General features: G+C 34.7%; 16 protein-coding genes. All 16 read right to left on the bottom strand.

The features are described from left to right. Positions 1-119 precede the first annotated feature (119 nt). Positions 120-1,610 (bottom strand): primase C-terminal domain-containing protein, encoded by a 1,491-nt coding sequence (locus BR43_RS00080; protein WP_034558107.1) that lies wholly within the window; start codon positions 1,608-1,610, stop codon positions 120-122. Positions 1,611-1,990: 380 nt separating this feature from the next. Beyond that, positions 1,991-2,269, bottom strand: a complete 279-nt coding sequence (locus BR43_RS00075) for a helix-turn-helix transcriptional regulator (RefSeq protein ID WP_024407057.1) — start codon at positions 2,267-2,269, stop codon at positions 1,991-1,993. A 321-nt stretch (positions 2,270-2,590) separates the two neighbouring features. After that, complete coding sequence (locus tag BR43_RS00070) at positions 2,591-3,412, bottom strand: LPXTG cell wall anchor domain-containing protein (RefSeq protein WP_034558104.1); 822 nt, start codon at positions 3,410-3,412, stop codon at positions 2,591-2,593. A 59-nt stretch (positions 3,413-3,471) separates the two neighbouring features. Next, a complete protein-coding gene (locus BR43_RS00065) occupies positions 3,472-3,840 on the bottom strand; it encodes a hypothetical protein (RefSeq protein WP_000516429.1) in 369 nt (122 codons plus the stop codon). A 28-nt stretch (positions 3,841-3,868) separates the two neighbouring features. Beyond that, complete coding sequence (locus BR43_RS00060; RefSeq protein WP_034558101.1) at positions 3,869-4,837, bottom strand: hypothetical protein; 969 nt, start codon at positions 4,835-4,837, stop codon at positions 3,869-3,871. A 16-nt stretch (positions 4,838-4,853) separates the two neighbouring features. Then, complete coding sequence (locus BR43_RS00055; RefSeq protein WP_034558099.1) at positions 4,854-5,786, bottom strand: conjugal transfer protein TrbL family protein; 933 nt, start codon at positions 5,784-5,786, stop codon at positions 4,854-4,856. Further along, positions 5,786-6,709 carry a hypothetical protein gene (locus BR43_RS00050; RefSeq protein WP_010711847.1) on the bottom strand — a complete coding sequence of 308 codons (924 nt, stop codon included), beginning with the start codon at positions 6,707-6,709 and terminating at the stop codon, positions 5,786-5,788. The genes BR43_RS00055 and BR43_RS00050 overlap by 1 nt, the downstream gene beginning before the upstream one ends. A gap of 17 nt (positions 6,710-6,726) precedes the next feature. Further along, positions 6,727-8,382 carry a VirD4-like conjugal transfer protein, CD1115 family gene (locus BR43_RS00045; RefSeq protein WP_034558096.1) on the bottom strand — a complete coding sequence of 552 codons (1,656 nt, stop codon included), beginning with the start codon at positions 8,380-8,382 and terminating at the stop codon, positions 6,727-6,729. Next, positions 8,375-8,806 (bottom strand): hypothetical protein, encoded by a 432-nt coding sequence (locus tag BR43_RS00040; RefSeq protein ID WP_034558095.1) that lies wholly within the window; start codon positions 8,804-8,806, stop codon positions 8,375-8,377. The genes BR43_RS00045 and BR43_RS00040 overlap by 8 nt, the downstream gene beginning before the upstream one ends. 4 nt (positions 8,807-8,810) lie before the next feature. Continuing rightward, complete coding sequence (locus BR43_RS00035; protein WP_034558093.1) at positions 8,811-9,362, bottom strand: hypothetical protein; 552 nt, start codon at positions 9,360-9,362, stop codon at positions 8,811-8,813. A gap of 12 nt (positions 9,363-9,374) precedes the next feature. After that, entirely contained in the window at positions 9,375-10,484 is a 1,110-nt protein-coding gene (locus BR43_RS00030; protein ID WP_034558091.1) for a lysozyme family protein, read from the bottom strand. A 21-nt stretch (positions 10,485-10,505) separates the two neighbouring features. Further along, on the bottom strand, positions 10,506-11,858 hold the full coding sequence (locus BR43_RS00025; protein WP_034558089.1) for a hypothetical protein: 1,353 nt from the start codon (positions 11,856-11,858) through the stop codon (positions 10,506-10,508). A gap of 13 nt (positions 11,859-11,871) precedes the next feature. Continuing rightward, on the bottom strand, positions 11,872-13,833 hold the full coding sequence (locus tag BR43_RS00020) for a VirB4 family type IV secretion system protein (protein ID WP_034558087.1): 1,962 nt from the start codon (positions 13,831-13,833) through the stop codon (positions 11,872-11,874). Between the two features lie 10 nt (positions 13,834-13,843). Next, a complete protein-coding gene (locus BR43_RS00015; protein WP_034558084.1) occupies positions 13,844-14,473 on the bottom strand; it encodes a hypothetical protein in 630 nt (209 codons plus the stop codon). A gap of 16 nt (positions 14,474-14,489) precedes the next feature. After that, entirely contained in the window at positions 14,490-14,873 is a 384-nt protein-coding gene (locus BR43_RS00010) for a glycosyl transferase (protein ID WP_001083514.1), read from the bottom strand. Positions 14,874-14,891: 18 nt separating this feature from the next. Further along, the coding region (locus tag BR43_RS00005; protein WP_034558080.1) for a CagC family type IV secretion system protein at positions 14,892-15,157 on the bottom strand (266 nt) is incomplete at its 5' end.

Genomic DNA, 15,157 nt, shown 5'->3' with positions numbered 1-15,157 from the left:
AAGATTTTATACTTCCATCTTAATTATAAACAATTTATAGCGCTAATGCTACTGTTATTAATATAAATGTAAATACGTATCATAGATATAAATGTAATGGCATAGTGCGGGTTTTATTTTCAGCCTGTATCATAGCTAAACAAATCGAGTTGTGTGTCCGTTTTAGGGCGTTCTGCTAGCTTGTTTAAAGTCTCTTGAATGAATGTATGCTCTAAGTCAAAAGAATTTGTCAGCGCCTTTATATAGCTTTGTTTTTCTTCTTTTTTTACTTTAATGATCGATAGCAACAATGATTTAACACTAGCAAGTTGAATGCCACCATTTCTTCCTGGTTTAATCTTAAAGAAAATTTCCTGATTCGCCTTCAGTACCTTCAGCAATTTATCTAATGTCCGTTCAGGAATGCCTAGCACTTCTCTAATCTCTTTTTTGGTCGTCACTAAATAAGGCTTGTATACATCGCTTTTTTCGCTAATATAAGCCATTAAATCTTCTTTCCATTCTGACAAATGAACACGTTGACGTTCGCTTCTTTTTTTCTTGAATTTAAACCACCCTTGACGGACAAATAAATCTTTACTGGTTAAATCACTTGATACCCAAGCTTTGCAAAGAATGGTAATGTATTCCCTATTAGCCCCTTGATAGTTTTCTGAATAGGCACTTCTAACAATTTTGATTACTTCTTTTTCTTCTAAGGGTTGATCTAATCGATTATTAAACTCAAACATATTATATTCGCACGTTTCGATTGAATAGCCTGAACTAAAGTAGGCTAAAGAGAGGGTAAACATAACGCTATTGCGCCCTACTAAACCCTTTTCTCCTGAAAATTTCGTTTCGTGCAATAAGAGATTAAACCAGGGTTCATCTACTTGTTTTTTGCCTTCTGTACCGCTTAAAACCGTTAGACTTGAACGAGTAAAGCCCTTATTATCTGTTTGTTTGAAAGACCAATCTTGCCATTCTTTGAAAGAATAACGGTAATTGGGATCAAAAAATTCTACATTGTCCGTTCTTGGTATGCGAGCAATCCCAAAATGATTGCACGTTAGATCAACTGGCAAAGACTTTCCAAAATATTCTCGGATATTTTGCGAGATTATTTTGGCTGCTTTGACAGATTTAAATTCTGATTTTGAAGTCACATAGACTGGCGTTTCTAAAACAAAATATGCTTGATAACCTTTATCAGATTTGATAATCATAGTAGGCATAAACCCTAAATCAATAGCTGTTGTTAAAATATCGCTTGCTGAAATAGTTTCTTTTTCCGTGTGAATATCAAAATCAATAAAGAAGGTATTGATTTGTCTTAAATTGTTTTCAGAATGTCCTTTTGTGTATGAACGGTTTTCGTCTGCATACGTACCATAACGATAAACGTTTGGTGTCCAATGCGTAAATGTATCTTGATTTTCGTGAATCGCTTCTTCGGAAGTCAGAACAACGCCACGTCCGCCAATCATGCTTTTTTTTGAGCGATACGCAAAAATAGCCCCTTTGCTTTTACCTGGCTTGGTAGTGATTGAGCGAATTTTACTATTTTTAAATTTGTACTTTAACAAGCCGTCATGAAGCACAGTTTCTACAACAAAAGGGATATTCATTCAGCTGTTCTCCTTTCTTACGAAAATTAATTAGTTAGAAGCTACGATCAAAGTTGAATCACAACAAAAAAGGCAATCAACTAAGTTTTTCTTAATTGATTGCCTGGTATCTTCTTAAAGACTTGAAATCCCCTCAAAAACCCGATATAATGGGTTTACAGATATTTAAGTATCTGATTAATAAAGTAATTAAATACTTTACCAAATTTTGGGTCTCGACTTCTTTAATTGATTGGTGGTAATCAATTAAGGCTCGCAGTTAAAGTTTCTCAGGCTTTAACTGGTCGTGGCTCTTTTTTTGTATTCTTTATTCAGTTCGTTGTTTCGTTATATCTAGTATATCGCTTTTTAAAAAAATAAGCAATGATTTCGTGCATTATTCACACGAAATCATTGCTTTTTTCTTCTTCCATTTCTAACTCCAATGTTACTTGTTCTGTTTCTGGTTCTGGTTCTGTTGGCTCATTTGGGATTAAATCCACTACTAGCGTTGAGTTAGTTAACTTTGCAATTTGTTCTAGTGTTTTTATGGTTGGATCTGATTTTCCTGATTCTATTCGTGAATAATTTGATCTACTCATTTCTAATTCTTGGGAGAATTTTTCTTTTGATTTGGTACCTCTCATCTTTTTTAAGCTTTCTCTAAATGCTAGTTCCAAGTTTCTCCCCCCTCTTTTTGTGTCATAAAATTCACGCTTTATTTAAATTATAGCTTTTAATCTCTTAATAAACAAGTGATTAATCACTTGTGATTTGTGATTAATCACTTGTGATTTGTGATTATTCCAAAAGTAGGTAATTTCACCAACCTTTTTCAAAAGTTTTTATCGACGATTATTGGACTGGATCGTGTTTCCTAGAACGATTCTAAGCACATGTTTAATTTTAAAGTGGGCAATTATCTTTAAAATGTCCTACAATGATTCAATAAAAGCATGGCTGCTAGTGAAACTTGCGACCATGCTTTTATAAATACTTAATTAGATTCTCTTTTTAAAAATGAATGCTGATCCTAATACCATTAATGACCCTAGGACAGACAATGCAATATTTTCTGTTTCTCCTGTTTTTGGTAAAACTTTCATTTTTCCGTCTGAACCTTTAACCGTTACTGTTCCGTCTTTTTGAACGTTTGCGCCAATTTCTTTCGCTTCAACTTTCTTTGTTGTTCCGTCTGCTAATTGAATGATTGGTTTACTATCTTCAACTGCAACAATCACTTCGCCTGTATCTGTATTAACTGGGTTTTCGATTGGGTTTGTGTCTACTGGTTTACTTGGTTCTGTTGGCTCTGTCGGCTTGCTTGGCTCTGTCGGCTTGCTTGGCTCTGTCGGCTTGCTTGGTTCCGTTGGCTCTGTTGGTTCCGTTGGTTCCGTTGGCTCCGTTGGTTCCGTTGGCTCTGTTGGTTCCGTTGGTTCCGTTGGTTCCGTTGGCTCCGTTGGCTCTGTTGGTTCCGTTGGCTCCGTTGGTTCCGTTGGCTCCGTTGGTTCCGTTGGCTCCGTTGGTTCCGTTGGTTCCGTTGGTTCCGTTGGCTCTGTTGGTTCCGTTGGCTCCGTTGGTTCCGTTGGCTCTGTTGGATCGACTGGATCAACTGGATCAACTGGATCAACTGGATCAACTGGATCAACTGGATCAACTGGATCAACTGGAGTAGTTGGATCGGTTGGTTCTACTGGATCAACTACATCATCAGCTAGAACATTGACACCTGAACTACCTGTTGCTTCGTCCGCAAAACTAACAAGTGGGGCTGATACCAATAGCGCTGTACTAAAAAGTGTTAAAAGGGCAATTTTTTTCATTTTCTTCTCTCCTTAAAAATTAATATTTGTGTACATAAATAGTATATCATAAATATGCTTTATCTGACATTTTTATTCATCTTTTTTTTAAAAACTTCTAGCGATTCTTTCGTTAAGAATAATGTTTTACCTGTATAAATGTGATCGATTCCCTCTAGTCTATGAGGAAACCGTTTATAAATGTGGGCAAAGTATTCATCATTCTTTCCTAACAACTGGCTTGCTTCTTTTGCTGTAATCAATTGCGATAAATCATTATTGGGATTATCAGAGAAAATAATTGTTCCACCAATTTTTCGATAATTAAAATTTTTAAGTATTTCATGTTTGTTGTTACGGTAAGCTTGGGATAGGTAATTTCTATTCTTACCTATCCTTTCACTCATTTCTTTTGCTGTGTAAATTTGATTTAAATTAATTTTTCCCATTGTTTAAGCACTCTCTTTTTAGCGTATTTCAGTTAAAAGAGAAGTCTGTAAGTTTTGGTTGAGTTGTCACAAGAAAGCCGTTTTTAGTTGGTTCAACCTCAAAAGTGATTTTTTGCATTTTACTACGATTGTCTACTGAAACATTTAGAAGGTATTCAACGCTATACCCTTTTTTTGTTTGTTCACTACCATAGTAATTGACACTCTTAAGCGTTTTCCCTAAAGCTTTCCAATCGGATATATCTACCTTTTCGGATACATATGTTCTTAAACTTGACTGATAATTTTCTTGATTTTTTTCCTGTGAAAAATAGTAAGTCAAAAAGTATCTTCCAAAAGTATCTATTTTCGATTGAGAAATATCCGTTTCTTTGACACGTTCAATTTGTTCTTCCAATAATTCGCTCTCTTTTTTGACTGATTGAAGTTGTACTTGTTGAAAAACACTTATTCCTATCAATAATACAATAAAAAGAGTCAAAATAGATATGAACAAATGAATTCTGGGAACATTTTTCTTGGTTATGGATTCTGATAGTGATTCTTTTCTACTATTCGTTTGTTTTGCTTGGTTCTTTTTCGATATTTCCTTAATAACACTAGGTTCATTTACTGTTTCAGTTGGAATTTCTGTCTGCGGTATTTCTTGGCGTTCATTACTCGTTTTTAACTCCTGACGATTTAATTCTTGCGTATTAAGCGTTGGTTCTGTTGGTTCATTCAAGTAAACTAAAACGTGTTGATCTGTTACTCGATTTAATAACAAGTTAATTACGTCCGTTTCTTTGGTATTTTTTGTATTCAGCGTAACAGACATAATTTTTGTTTGATCTTCTACTCTAAAAATACCTACACGAAATTTAACTGGAATTCCTCGACTTGTCTTTTGTTGTAAATAGTGTGTGACTTCGGATAATTCGCTTTTACTTAATTTTCGATTCAAAAATTGTTTTTCTTCTTCGGGAAGAATAATTCGTATTTCAAAATAATAAGACAATCGTTATCCCCCTCTCTTATTTTCTAAACATAGCCATCATTGCTAAGTTTCCAAGTCCGCCACCTTTTGACACTTTGGTTGAATACCACATATTTTGTAGGGCAGACGGTGTTTTGATAATCAACAAGCCACAACCAACCATTAACATAAAGTTTGGTAACGTGTATTTTTCAGCAATCATGAGTGTAATCATCAGTAAGTACAAAATAAGCTTAATAAGCATTGTGAGTGCTTCGGATAACAGTTCTTTGATCCATATTTGAAAGTAATTTTGTTCGTCTGTTAAAAGCGATAAGGCAACTAATGGTGTTAACATAGTCAGTACCAAGAAATCGGCATAAAAGACACAGATCGCTACAAAATACTTGGCAATGGAAAAGGCAAAGAAGATCACAAAAACAAAGAGAACAACGGCACTAACGCCACCATTAAAGAAATTGGAAACTAAGAAATTACGCAATCGTTCGCCGATCGTTTCCACGTTCAAATCATTAGCGACTTGTTGAATCACATATTCCCCGATTGGTGCAACAATCTTTTTGATAAAAAAGTTCATTGCCCAGGGCAACGTTGCTAAGGCAATAGACGAGTAAAACAGCTTTTGAACAATATTAGCGGTCAATGCGTCACCACTCCCATTAGAAGCTTGTATTTGCGCTTCAATGACCTTATACAACACAATACAAATCGCAAAGGTTGTCGTTGCAAAGACAAACACGTTGGTAATGGTACTAATCAATTCGATATTGGGAATATCAAACGTTGTCTTATTGGCAATTTTCATGCTGGCTTCTAAAAGGTCACTGCCCCAATTGCCTAACAAGCTATCGATTGGGTGCAACACACTATCTGTGGTTTCTTTTATACCCTCAAAAACTCCTGAAACTGTATCTGATATTTTGTCTGCTACATCACCTGCGACCTCTCCTGCTTTATCTATTAAATCCATTAGTAAACACCTCCAACATTACCTGTAACTTGCCACTTCCCGATTTTTTCATTGTAGTGCATTTGTACAAATAAAATCTGATTGGTTTCAATATTTTTAGTAGCTTCTGTAAAATCAATCCCTATCACTTCATAACTTAAATCATTATCCCAATCAACATTTTTAAATATTTTTCCTACTTTTTCATCATGTTGTCCTTTGTTCCGCCAATCCACCCACTCAAAAGGAAAATCATTACGAACAATAATTTTTGTGTTTTTCTCCTTTTTTTCGGTATCTAAGAACCAGGTACTAAACCATTGACTTTCATCATCATTTTGCTTAGAAATCGTTAGCCCTTTGGTACCGTCAACAATGACTGGATTGAAATTGAAGCTCGCTTGCAAGCCTGTATAGAAATCATCTGACACCTTATCGCCGAACTTGGCTTTTAAGTTATCGATCAATTTCGTTTGTAATTCAATCGGGCTTGTACCGCCTGATCCTTCTTTCAATAATTCTTTGTTGATTTCTAAAATCACGTCACCATTAGAGAAAGACTTGTACCAACTCTCAAAAGCTTCTGTCGCTTCGTCTGCTCGCTCTTTCGCACTTAATTTGAGTAAATGGTCGCTTGACCCTTGAACGGCTTGTGAGCTGTTTTCTGTGGCTTCTCCGCTTGTTTCTGACTGGTTGCTTTCTTTGCTTGCGGTGGTGGCTGTTGGTGTCACTGGTGGTTGATTCTTATTGTTAAAATAAGAAATGCCCACAAAAGCAAGAATACCGACAACTAAAACGCCAATCACTAAGTTACGGATCACTTGACGGCTAAATTCCATTTTTTTAATACCCTCACTAGGTTCAATCCCTTTTTCTTCGATTTCTCGTTCGACTTGCTTTTGAAACATTGGGATATTCCCAAAAAATTCTTTCAGTCCATTCATTTGATTTCCTCCGATCTTTAAAATGGTAATTCGCTGTTGTCATTGTTGGCTGTGTTTTCCTCTATACCTTCATCAAAACTACTTAGAATATCACTCATTGATAGTTCTTTTTCTTCCTCTTCTTCTGTTACTTCTGATTCGATCGGTTGTTCAGGTAGATTTATTTCTTTTTTATTCAAATCATCTTCTTTTTTCTTCTCATGAAAAATTGGGGCGCTTGCTAGTTGCACTTTTCGTTGTTTGTGCTGTTTTTCCAATTCCTCAATGTATTCTTTGGCAAATTCCGTTTGACTGCTTATATAATCTTGCTGTGAAATTTCATGCTTTTTAAGAAGATTTCCGAACAATTCAAATTGTGGCGTTTTTCTTAACATGTAAGGTTTACCGTCAATTAACACAATACTTTTTCTGCCATTTTCTTCTTGTTGTAAATTGATAACTTCCCCTTCGGTAATCAATCGCCTTTTTTGGTAAGCGTAGCTTTCTGACTTACTTCCACTTCGGTTAGTTGTTTTTGCGGACGTTTTACTTTCACTTGTTCCGCCTGTATATACTTTGATTGTTGTATCATTTACTTGTCTTGAAAAGTATTCGGCGGTCGTTTCCTCTACACCACCTAGACATATTTTAATGGCATGATTCCCAATGATCGCTTTAAATTTCTTATCTCCGTAAAGTTCAAAGCCCTGGGGCAAAGATTGCAATATGGTACTAACTGAAATACGATACCCTCGACACGTTGCAAGAAAATTCTCGTATGTTGGAAAGTAGCCCAAATTGACAAATTCATCTAGTAACATAACTAAAGGTACTGGCAATTTTGCGTTGTGCTTATCCCCTAAAAAATATAACTCTGTAAACATTTGTTGGAAAAAGAGATTCACTAAGCCGTCCCAAGTTCGATCTAGGGGTGAAATTAGCACGTATAAACAAATTTTTGACGTTCCTAATTCCTCAAAGAAAAAATCGTTTGTACTGGTAAATTCTGATACTTCTTTATCAACAAAATCTTGTAAAGTCGTCAATAGACTAATAACAATGTTTGGTCTTGCTTCACTTTGTGCTTGTCGGAAGCCTAAATAGTAACTGCGTTTTGCTTCGTGTCCGTCTGGCAACCGCTCAAATTGTTCATCAAGTTCTGATACACCTTCTTCATTATAGCGTGGGTCAAATTCTTCTAAGAAATCTAAAATTCCCTCAATAGTTCTTGAACTTGGTTCATATTCAAAATAAACATATTTAATCAACGTATTTAATAAGCTTAATTGTGCATTGAACCAAAAATCTTTCCGTTTGGGGTCATTCTTTGCTGATACTATGACGTTCGCAATCTTGTTTGTATCATTTGATTTGCGAATGTAAAGTAATGGATTGTACCTAGAACTTAGTAAAAAATCTTTAAAATTTATCACAACTGTTTTGAAGCCCTGGGCTTTTTTTATTTCATTGGTTAACTCGTAAATTTCCCCTTTTGGATCGGTTACAACAATTGACGTACTGCGATTATTTACAACATTAGGCAAAACATAACTTTGTGTTTTAAATGAACCTGGGCCGCCTACAACAAAAATATTTCGATTGCTTATTTTGCTATCTTCGGGTTGGATCACAACTTTTCCACTTGGAAATTTCCCTAAGATTAAACCGTCTGATTCTGCTAATAAACTACTCATTTTTCCCCCTCCTCATTGATTTTTCTAATATGCTTTTCATTGATTTTTCAGGGATCAAATGAACGTTTTTCGGTGCATTTATTTCTGATTCCTCCCCCCAATAAGCCGAGCCATGAACAGGATTTGTTTTTCCGACAACCTCAAACGGTTGGCGTTTGGTAGGGTGTAGAAAGACAAATAAAACGATTAAAACAATAATTTGTACAATGAAGAACGGGATCATGTAAGTAGATTGAATGATCTCTAAGAAAGTATTGATTGGGTGCTTTAAAATAGTTGTAACAAAGGTACTCAATTCAATATTTGTATCATTCGCAATGATAAAAGGTAATAATTTAAACACAATCAATGTTACTGGTAATAATAGTAGATAGAGTATAACTAGGATAATCAGTTTCACTTGCTCTTGCTTCTTCTTCGCCATGCTTCTACTCCTCTCCTAATTGAATGGTCGTTCTTTGGGTAATTTGTTGGTTTTTAATTTGGATAATTTGGTTTATTTCAAAATCATTTTTTGTACCGTTAAAAACCTGGTGAATCGGTGCTGTTACTAGATATTGCTGTGAATTATCCTTACTTTCATAAGCCAGAATTTTTATTTCATTTTCGTTTACTGAAGACTTTTGAATCGTGTTTTGCTGTGGGCTATATGAATTGTTTACGTTGATCTCGTTTTGTAATTCTTGATAAACGTTGTCTGTCGCTAATTCTTTAACCGTTGTCATAGATATTTCTTTTTGGCTTTTTTCGTAGTTATAAACTGTCTTGTAAAATTCTTTGATAATTTTTTCCGATTCGCTTTGGTTAGTGTCTTGTTCCTCTTGTTTGTCTGCTAGTTCCGTCTGTACGCTTTTTAATTCGCTCTTTAACTGGCGGATCTGCTCGCCTTGTTTAATCCCAAAAACAACCATACCTATGGTAACCACAAGTAAAACAAGCGTTGAGATAAACAAACTAACTTTTATTTTGTCAAACTCCATTTCTTCCTCTCCTTATTCAATATAACTTGCAATATTTGCAATAGAAGCTGGCACTACTCGATAACTGATTGTTCCACTTCCTGGGTTTACTACATTACACTCTGATACAAGAAGCGTACCGTCTGCATTTACGACTTCTACAAAGGCAACGTGTCCGTAAACTGGATCAGAACCGAAAGAACCTGGAGGGAAAGAAATTGCCGTACCTACTTTGGGCTTATTTGTTACTTTATAGCCTAAAGCTTTCCCTTTATAGCCCCATTCGCCACCATTGCCCATAAAATCATCAACTGGTTTTCCTATTTGAGCCATACGATTAAAAGCGTACCAAGTACATTGCCCAAAAGGATAACTGCCACTAGTATTATAGTTGTGTCCATCATATCTTGGATAACGTAATTTATTTTTGTACTCACTAGGTACATCAACTTGAACAGCGCCAGTATTATTAGAATTGTTTTGAACGCCCTCTGCGCTTGCCTGGCTTTCGTTAACGTATTCAAGTAATTTTGGCACATAGAACATATTTCCGTAGTTATAGCGGTAATTGTAGCCCATTGTAGTAGATAAAGCATTTACATAAGGTACCTTTTCGCCACCTGACATATTAATAGAAAATTGTTTAGCCAACTCAAAAGAATACGTTCCGCCATTTTTAACTACAAAATCAACAAAACCACCGCCATAATTATACGCTTGAAGGGCTGTTTTTATATCTGATCCTCGGTTTATAGCGCTTTTCATATTTTCTACAAAAAACTCTACTCCTCGTTGTATGCTTCGTTCGGGGTCTTGAATAGTGTTCGGGGGCAGTCCTAAACTTTCGCTTGATTGCATAGGGTCGCCACCATTACCGCCTGATTCAATTTGCATAAGGGCTAAGATATAAGGCACATATTCCATACCGTCATATTGTCTAGCGTACTTTTCAACGGTACTTTTGTACCTCAAAACAGATTCACTTAAATTTTGGTTTTCTGTTGCTAGTCCGCCACTAGGGGCTGTTTGATCGTTATTAAAAATAAGAAGGAAGATTACAATGATAAAGACGAAAAAGCCTAAAATTGCTTTCGCTATCGGTTTTCGATAACGAATAAGCAGTTTAGCAGCTGTTGCTCCCATGATATGAAATCACCAACCTTCCTAATCTTTTTCAGCGTTTGTTAATTCAATCTTTTCACTAAGCAATGTGTTGTTTTCTTCTAACAAGTCATTGGTTTGTTTTTTCTTCAAGTCGTCATTTAAAGAATTATCCTTATACATGTTTTCTAATTCTTCACTGTTATTTTCAATCAATAAGTCAATCATGCTGATTTGACGTTTAGGATCGATTGCTAATTTCTTTTGTGTAATTGATACCTGACGAATATTTTTCACTGTTGGAATGTCTTTTTCTTTTACTGATTTATCGATTAAAGCTTCAACAATTGTTGTATCGGTACTAGTTTGAACCAGATACTCAATATCTGTTGAATTGTCATATGCTAAAATCTTTTTGAAGTCTGCTAAATAGTCGCTTCCTGGTAAATCAAGACTTTCTATTTTTTCGGTTTCCCCTTGTTTGTACAAACTTTGAATAATTTTTTGATCTGCTTTTTTATCAAGTTCATAAGCTTTAGTGTAGTCACCAAGTTTCACGTAAATATCAACTTGTTTTTTCTTAGGATAGTTGAGTTTTTGCATATCTTCTTCGATATTCTCACTATCATTATCAATAATCTTATTTAAAATAGTGATCTCTGTTTCTGCGCTTTGCTGTGTAGCCGTAACTTGTTTCTTCTCATTTACTTTCATAAGAAAAACCGTACCGCCATATAACGCAATAACACCTACAACTAACGCAATTTTTAAGCTTTTATTTCTGCGAATTTTTCGGACGTCTGCTTTCTTGTCCTGTAATTCAGCAGAAAAGAAATTCTTTTGTTCTTCGGTTAGTCGATTTTTTATTAAATCTCTTAATGATTCCAAACTTTCAACTGCTTCTACATCATTTAAAAATGAATTTTTTTCTTTTGCTAGAACTTCGATACGGTTCTTCTCATACTTTTCAAGCGTGTATTTACCAAAAAAACTACAAATAAAATTTTTCCATTGCTCTAATTCTTCTTTAGTTGAGTAAGGCAAATTACCAAAATGATCTGCTTTATAAATAAATAGCAAGTCACGTGTATCTTTGAGTAGAATATTTTGCATTGCTAGATAAGTGTTCGTTTTCTCAAGTACATTCATTTCAAGTAATCGATTCACTATATCCAATTTATAAAAATCAGCATATTCTTTTAAATCAAGTAGTGGTGTATAGCCATTAGGACGGTGATAAACAATTTCTAGTTTTCCGTCTTTGGTTAAAATTTCCTCGACATCAACAAAATATTGTTCACTTTCTTCTATATCAAAAATATGTTCTCGATTCGTCAAATATTTTTCGTTTATTTGAACGACAATTACATTCTCTTGATAGTAAAATTGCAAATTTTTCAAGATTTTGTATTTCATTATTTTCTCCCTTCTATTGAATTTTCGATCTTAACAACCAGTTGATCTCTTTCTTCGGACTAACGCCGTAAATATCTTCATATTCGCCTGGGTTAAGCAAACGCATTTCTTCCTGTGTTAAATCTACTTTTATCTTTGCTCGCTTTGTACCATGAAAAAGCAAAGCTTCCCCTTGACGTTTTGAGGTAATGAACGATAATTCTTTTTTTGTGAGTTTAAGTTTCAACTCATTTGAAATACCTTGTGCTTCCGTTTCATCAAGTCCAAAGAATACTTTTGTAAAGCTATTCCCAATAATTGCTTTACCGATATTATCAGGTGCTTTTAATACATCATCAATCTGTTGGGTTGATACGGTACAATCAGCATTGTATTTTCTAAAGCGTTTATATGCTTGGAAGAAAAAGTCAGCACTAATTTTATTCTTCAATAAAAAGTGAAATTCATCTGCATAAACAGACGTTACAATTTGCGGATTGTTGGTTATTTCTTCAAATAGATAACTAAAGCTGTTGAGGTATGCTAAATCTCTGATCCCTTCTTCGGTCTGTAAATCTCGCAAAGAAAAGCAAATTAACGGATTGTTTAAGTCTATATTTGTATGACCGTTAAAAATGGTACGACTTCCGATTGTAAAATCTTCTAATGAATAAATAAAATCTTCAATTCGTTTGTATCTTTTTGGATCAGTTTCTTCTAAGGCTTTCAATCGATTTTCTAAGTCTGAAAATGTTGGAAAATCGGTATTTTCCATTTTTGACAAGTTTTTCTTCTCGTACAAAGTGGTATAGCATTTTTTTGCTTCTAATTTAATAATGGATAATTGACTATCAGTCAAAGAATGATCCACCATTAGGAAATAAGGCGTTAAAATATTCATTCGTTTGCTGATTTCTTTATCAATATCATTGTCAGTCATTTCAAAATCTTTATGCTTTATTTCAATATTTTCTACAAGTTCGTCCTCTTCAAAATCGGATAACGATTCTTTTAAATCGACATCAGGTGTATTGCGTGAGTAGATTTGAAATGGATTGATACGGACGTCTGACATAGACGATAGATTGATTATTTCGCCCCCTAGAGAACGTACACGTTCTGTTTGTTCATCTTCGGGATCAAATAAAACAATTCTGTGTTTTAGTTCTGTTGAGTTATCAGCAAAAGCATATTTTTTCAAATAGTCTGACGTTAGGTAAGTGGTCTTTCCCCCACCAGATAAACCAAAAACGAATTTATTACGATTGACTACTAATTTTCTGTTGGTGTAATCAATACTAACGATATTTTCAGTATCTTTATTAATTCCCTCAATAATCATATTTTTAGTAAATACACTTAATTCATTATCATCAAAAGGAAAAATACTGCTTGCACTGATTGAATTAGCGATTGTGTACGTGTATTCAGGCACTTCATTAGATTGTAAAGGTAAGGCACTCCAATACGCTTTATCAATCATAGTATATGGAATCAAGGCTTTTACTCCACTTGCGATACAACGTGTTTCAAAATCTTCACACAATTTTTTCAGCTTATCTTCGGACTTACTTTTGATCAAAACATAGGTATATAAATAAAGATAAGAAGTGTTTTCGTCAACGGCTTGTTCTAACTGCGTTTGTGCAATTTTCATTTCACGTTCTAAACGGATAATCGTCAACGGATCATGCGAACGATCGATCTCTGCTTGCTTGTTCTTAATGGTTCTGTTGTAATAATCATTCAATGAGTTACCGTTTGCTTTAGTGTAATAATGAGATATGGTTATATCTCCACTCATTTTACGAATACGATTAAACCAATTTCCTCTTGGTTTATTATTGTATTTTGTAATGACATAGGGAACTGCGTATGAATCATCAATCAATAATTTGTCACGTTCTACTGTAAAGTTAAATGGTGCTAAATCAGATACAACGTCCGTATCAACTTCGGGTATTACAATAATTTTCTCTTTTGGTATCTTCTCCATTTTAACGCTCCTAACTATTCAAAACCTTTTTCATCTCGCCAATCGTACAAATTTCAACCTGACAATCATATTTACTTAAAAATGCAATTAAAGCTGTTCTGATTGTTCTTGTCTTATCACGTAACACTTGATAAGACAATTCCAAACTTTCGTATGTTTCCTTTGAAATTGGTTCAGAATTAATTACAAAATGTTGTTTCTTTGAAGTTTCCATGTTACTTGCTAAATTTCTATAATGATAATAGTAACTAGCCTTTAGTTGTAATAAAGCTTCGTTATGCCCTGGCATTTTGCGATAATTTTCTACTGTATTCCCCCAGGCTTCTACAAAATCGTCAATTTCTACTGGTACATTCTTAGAAGTGATCTGCGGTTCATATAGAACGTTTTGAGATAGAAAGACACCAAAATCTTCGTTTAAACCTTCTTGCTCTGATACTGGCAATGTATCAACGTTTAAGCCGTCAACTTTTAGCATACTCACAAGGCTGAATTGCTTTTTTTCTGGCTGATAAACGACAAAAAAGTCTTTAAAAACGCCTTGAAATCGGGAACTATCTTCCCAATAAATCATTTCTTTTATAGGATCGTTTTTTTTATTATCGTTACTTTTGGAACTTGTTTTTAGAAAATCAAACAATGAAATCACCTCTCTTTTAAACTCGTTCTTTTGGCTTTTTATAATAGACTTTTGGTCTTTTAGAAAAGTCTTTTCTTTGCTTCATAAAATCAGATATAGAAATGTTAGGTCGGTCTGTAATTGGTTTAATCGTATAAAACGCCCATACACCACCAAATGACACCAAACCAACAATGACATAGATAATTAAAGGAAAAACGGCTGTGCTACGGAAAATAAGAATTGCCAATAGCACGCTTATTAATGCCGTACCGATCGCTTTTGCTGATTGTTTTAAATCTAGCCCTAAAATGACTGTGTACCGATCAGATACATTGGACGGAAAAAACCAAGTCCGCCCTTTTTCAGTGTCTGCATTTAACAAATCTAATAGGGCTTGTTTCACTTGATCGCTATTCATAACTAACTCCTTTCTCTATTAAGCAAGTAAGCCATACGCCCAAGGTACTAACCAAACCAACGCCCCACCTAATGCCGTAACAAGCAAAGCTGTTCCTAATGCTTTATACATGGTATTTTTTTCTTGTGGATCATCAATAGACGGCAAATATTTAATAACAATTTTTGCACAAGCAATCCCACCAACTACAACAATTAAGGCTGTTAAAACACCTTTTATAGTGTTACCTGCTTGAACTAATTTTGCTTGTGGATCAGTGGCTGCAAATACTGGATCGGTAATAA

Source organism: Carnobacterium gallinarum DSM 4847, from assembly GCF_000744375.1.
Lineage (GTDB): Bacteria > Bacillota > Bacilli > Lactobacillales > Carnobacteriaceae > Carnobacterium > Carnobacterium gallinarum.
Note: the sequence above shows the minus strand (reverse complement) of the source record. Positions and strands in the feature narration are given on the sequence as shown.

Coding starts and splice junctions, on each gene's coding strand:
- BR43_RS00080 (WP_034558107.1), bottom strand. CDS start 1,610: ATGAATATCCCTTTTGTTGTAGAAACTGTGCTTCATGACGGCTTGTTA.
- BR43_RS00070 (WP_034558104.1), bottom strand. CDS start 3,412: ATGAAAAAAATTGCCCTTTTAACACTTTTTAGTACAGCGCTATTGGTA.
- BR43_RS00065 (WP_000516429.1), bottom strand. CDS start 3,840: ATGGGAAAAATTAATTTAAATCAAATTTACACAGCAAAAGAAATGAGT.
- BR43_RS00055 (WP_034558099.1), bottom strand. CDS start 5,786: ATGGATTTAATAGATAAAGCAGGAGAGGTCGCAGGTGATGTAGCAGAC.
- BR43_RS00050 (WP_010711847.1), bottom strand. CDS start 6,709: ATGAATGGACTGAAAGAATTTTTTGGGAATATCCCAATGTTTCAAAAG.
- BR43_RS00045 (WP_034558096.1), bottom strand. CDS start 8,382: ATGAGTAGTTTATTAGCAGAATCAGACGGTTTAATCTTAGGGAAATTT.
- BR43_RS00040 (WP_034558095.1), bottom strand. CDS start 8,806: ATGGCGAAGAAGAAGCAAGAGCAAGTGAAACTGATTATCCTAGTTATA.
- BR43_RS00035 (WP_034558093.1), bottom strand. CDS start 9,362: ATGGAGTTTGACAAAATAAAAGTTAGTTTGTTTATCTCAACGCTTGTT.
- BR43_RS00030 (WP_034558091.1), bottom strand. CDS start 10,484: ATGGGAGCAACAGCTGCTAAACTGCTTATTCGTTATCGAAAACCGATA.
- BR43_RS00025 (WP_034558089.1), bottom strand. CDS start 11,858: ATGAAATACAAAATCTTGAAAAATTTGCAATTTTACTATCAAGAGAAT.
- BR43_RS00020 (WP_034558087.1), bottom strand. CDS start 13,833: ATGGAGAAGATACCAAAAGAGAAAATTATTGTAATACCCGAAGTTGAT.
- BR43_RS00010 (WP_001083514.1), bottom strand. CDS start 14,873: ATGAATAGCGATCAAGTGAAACAAGCCCTATTAGATTTGTTAAATGCA.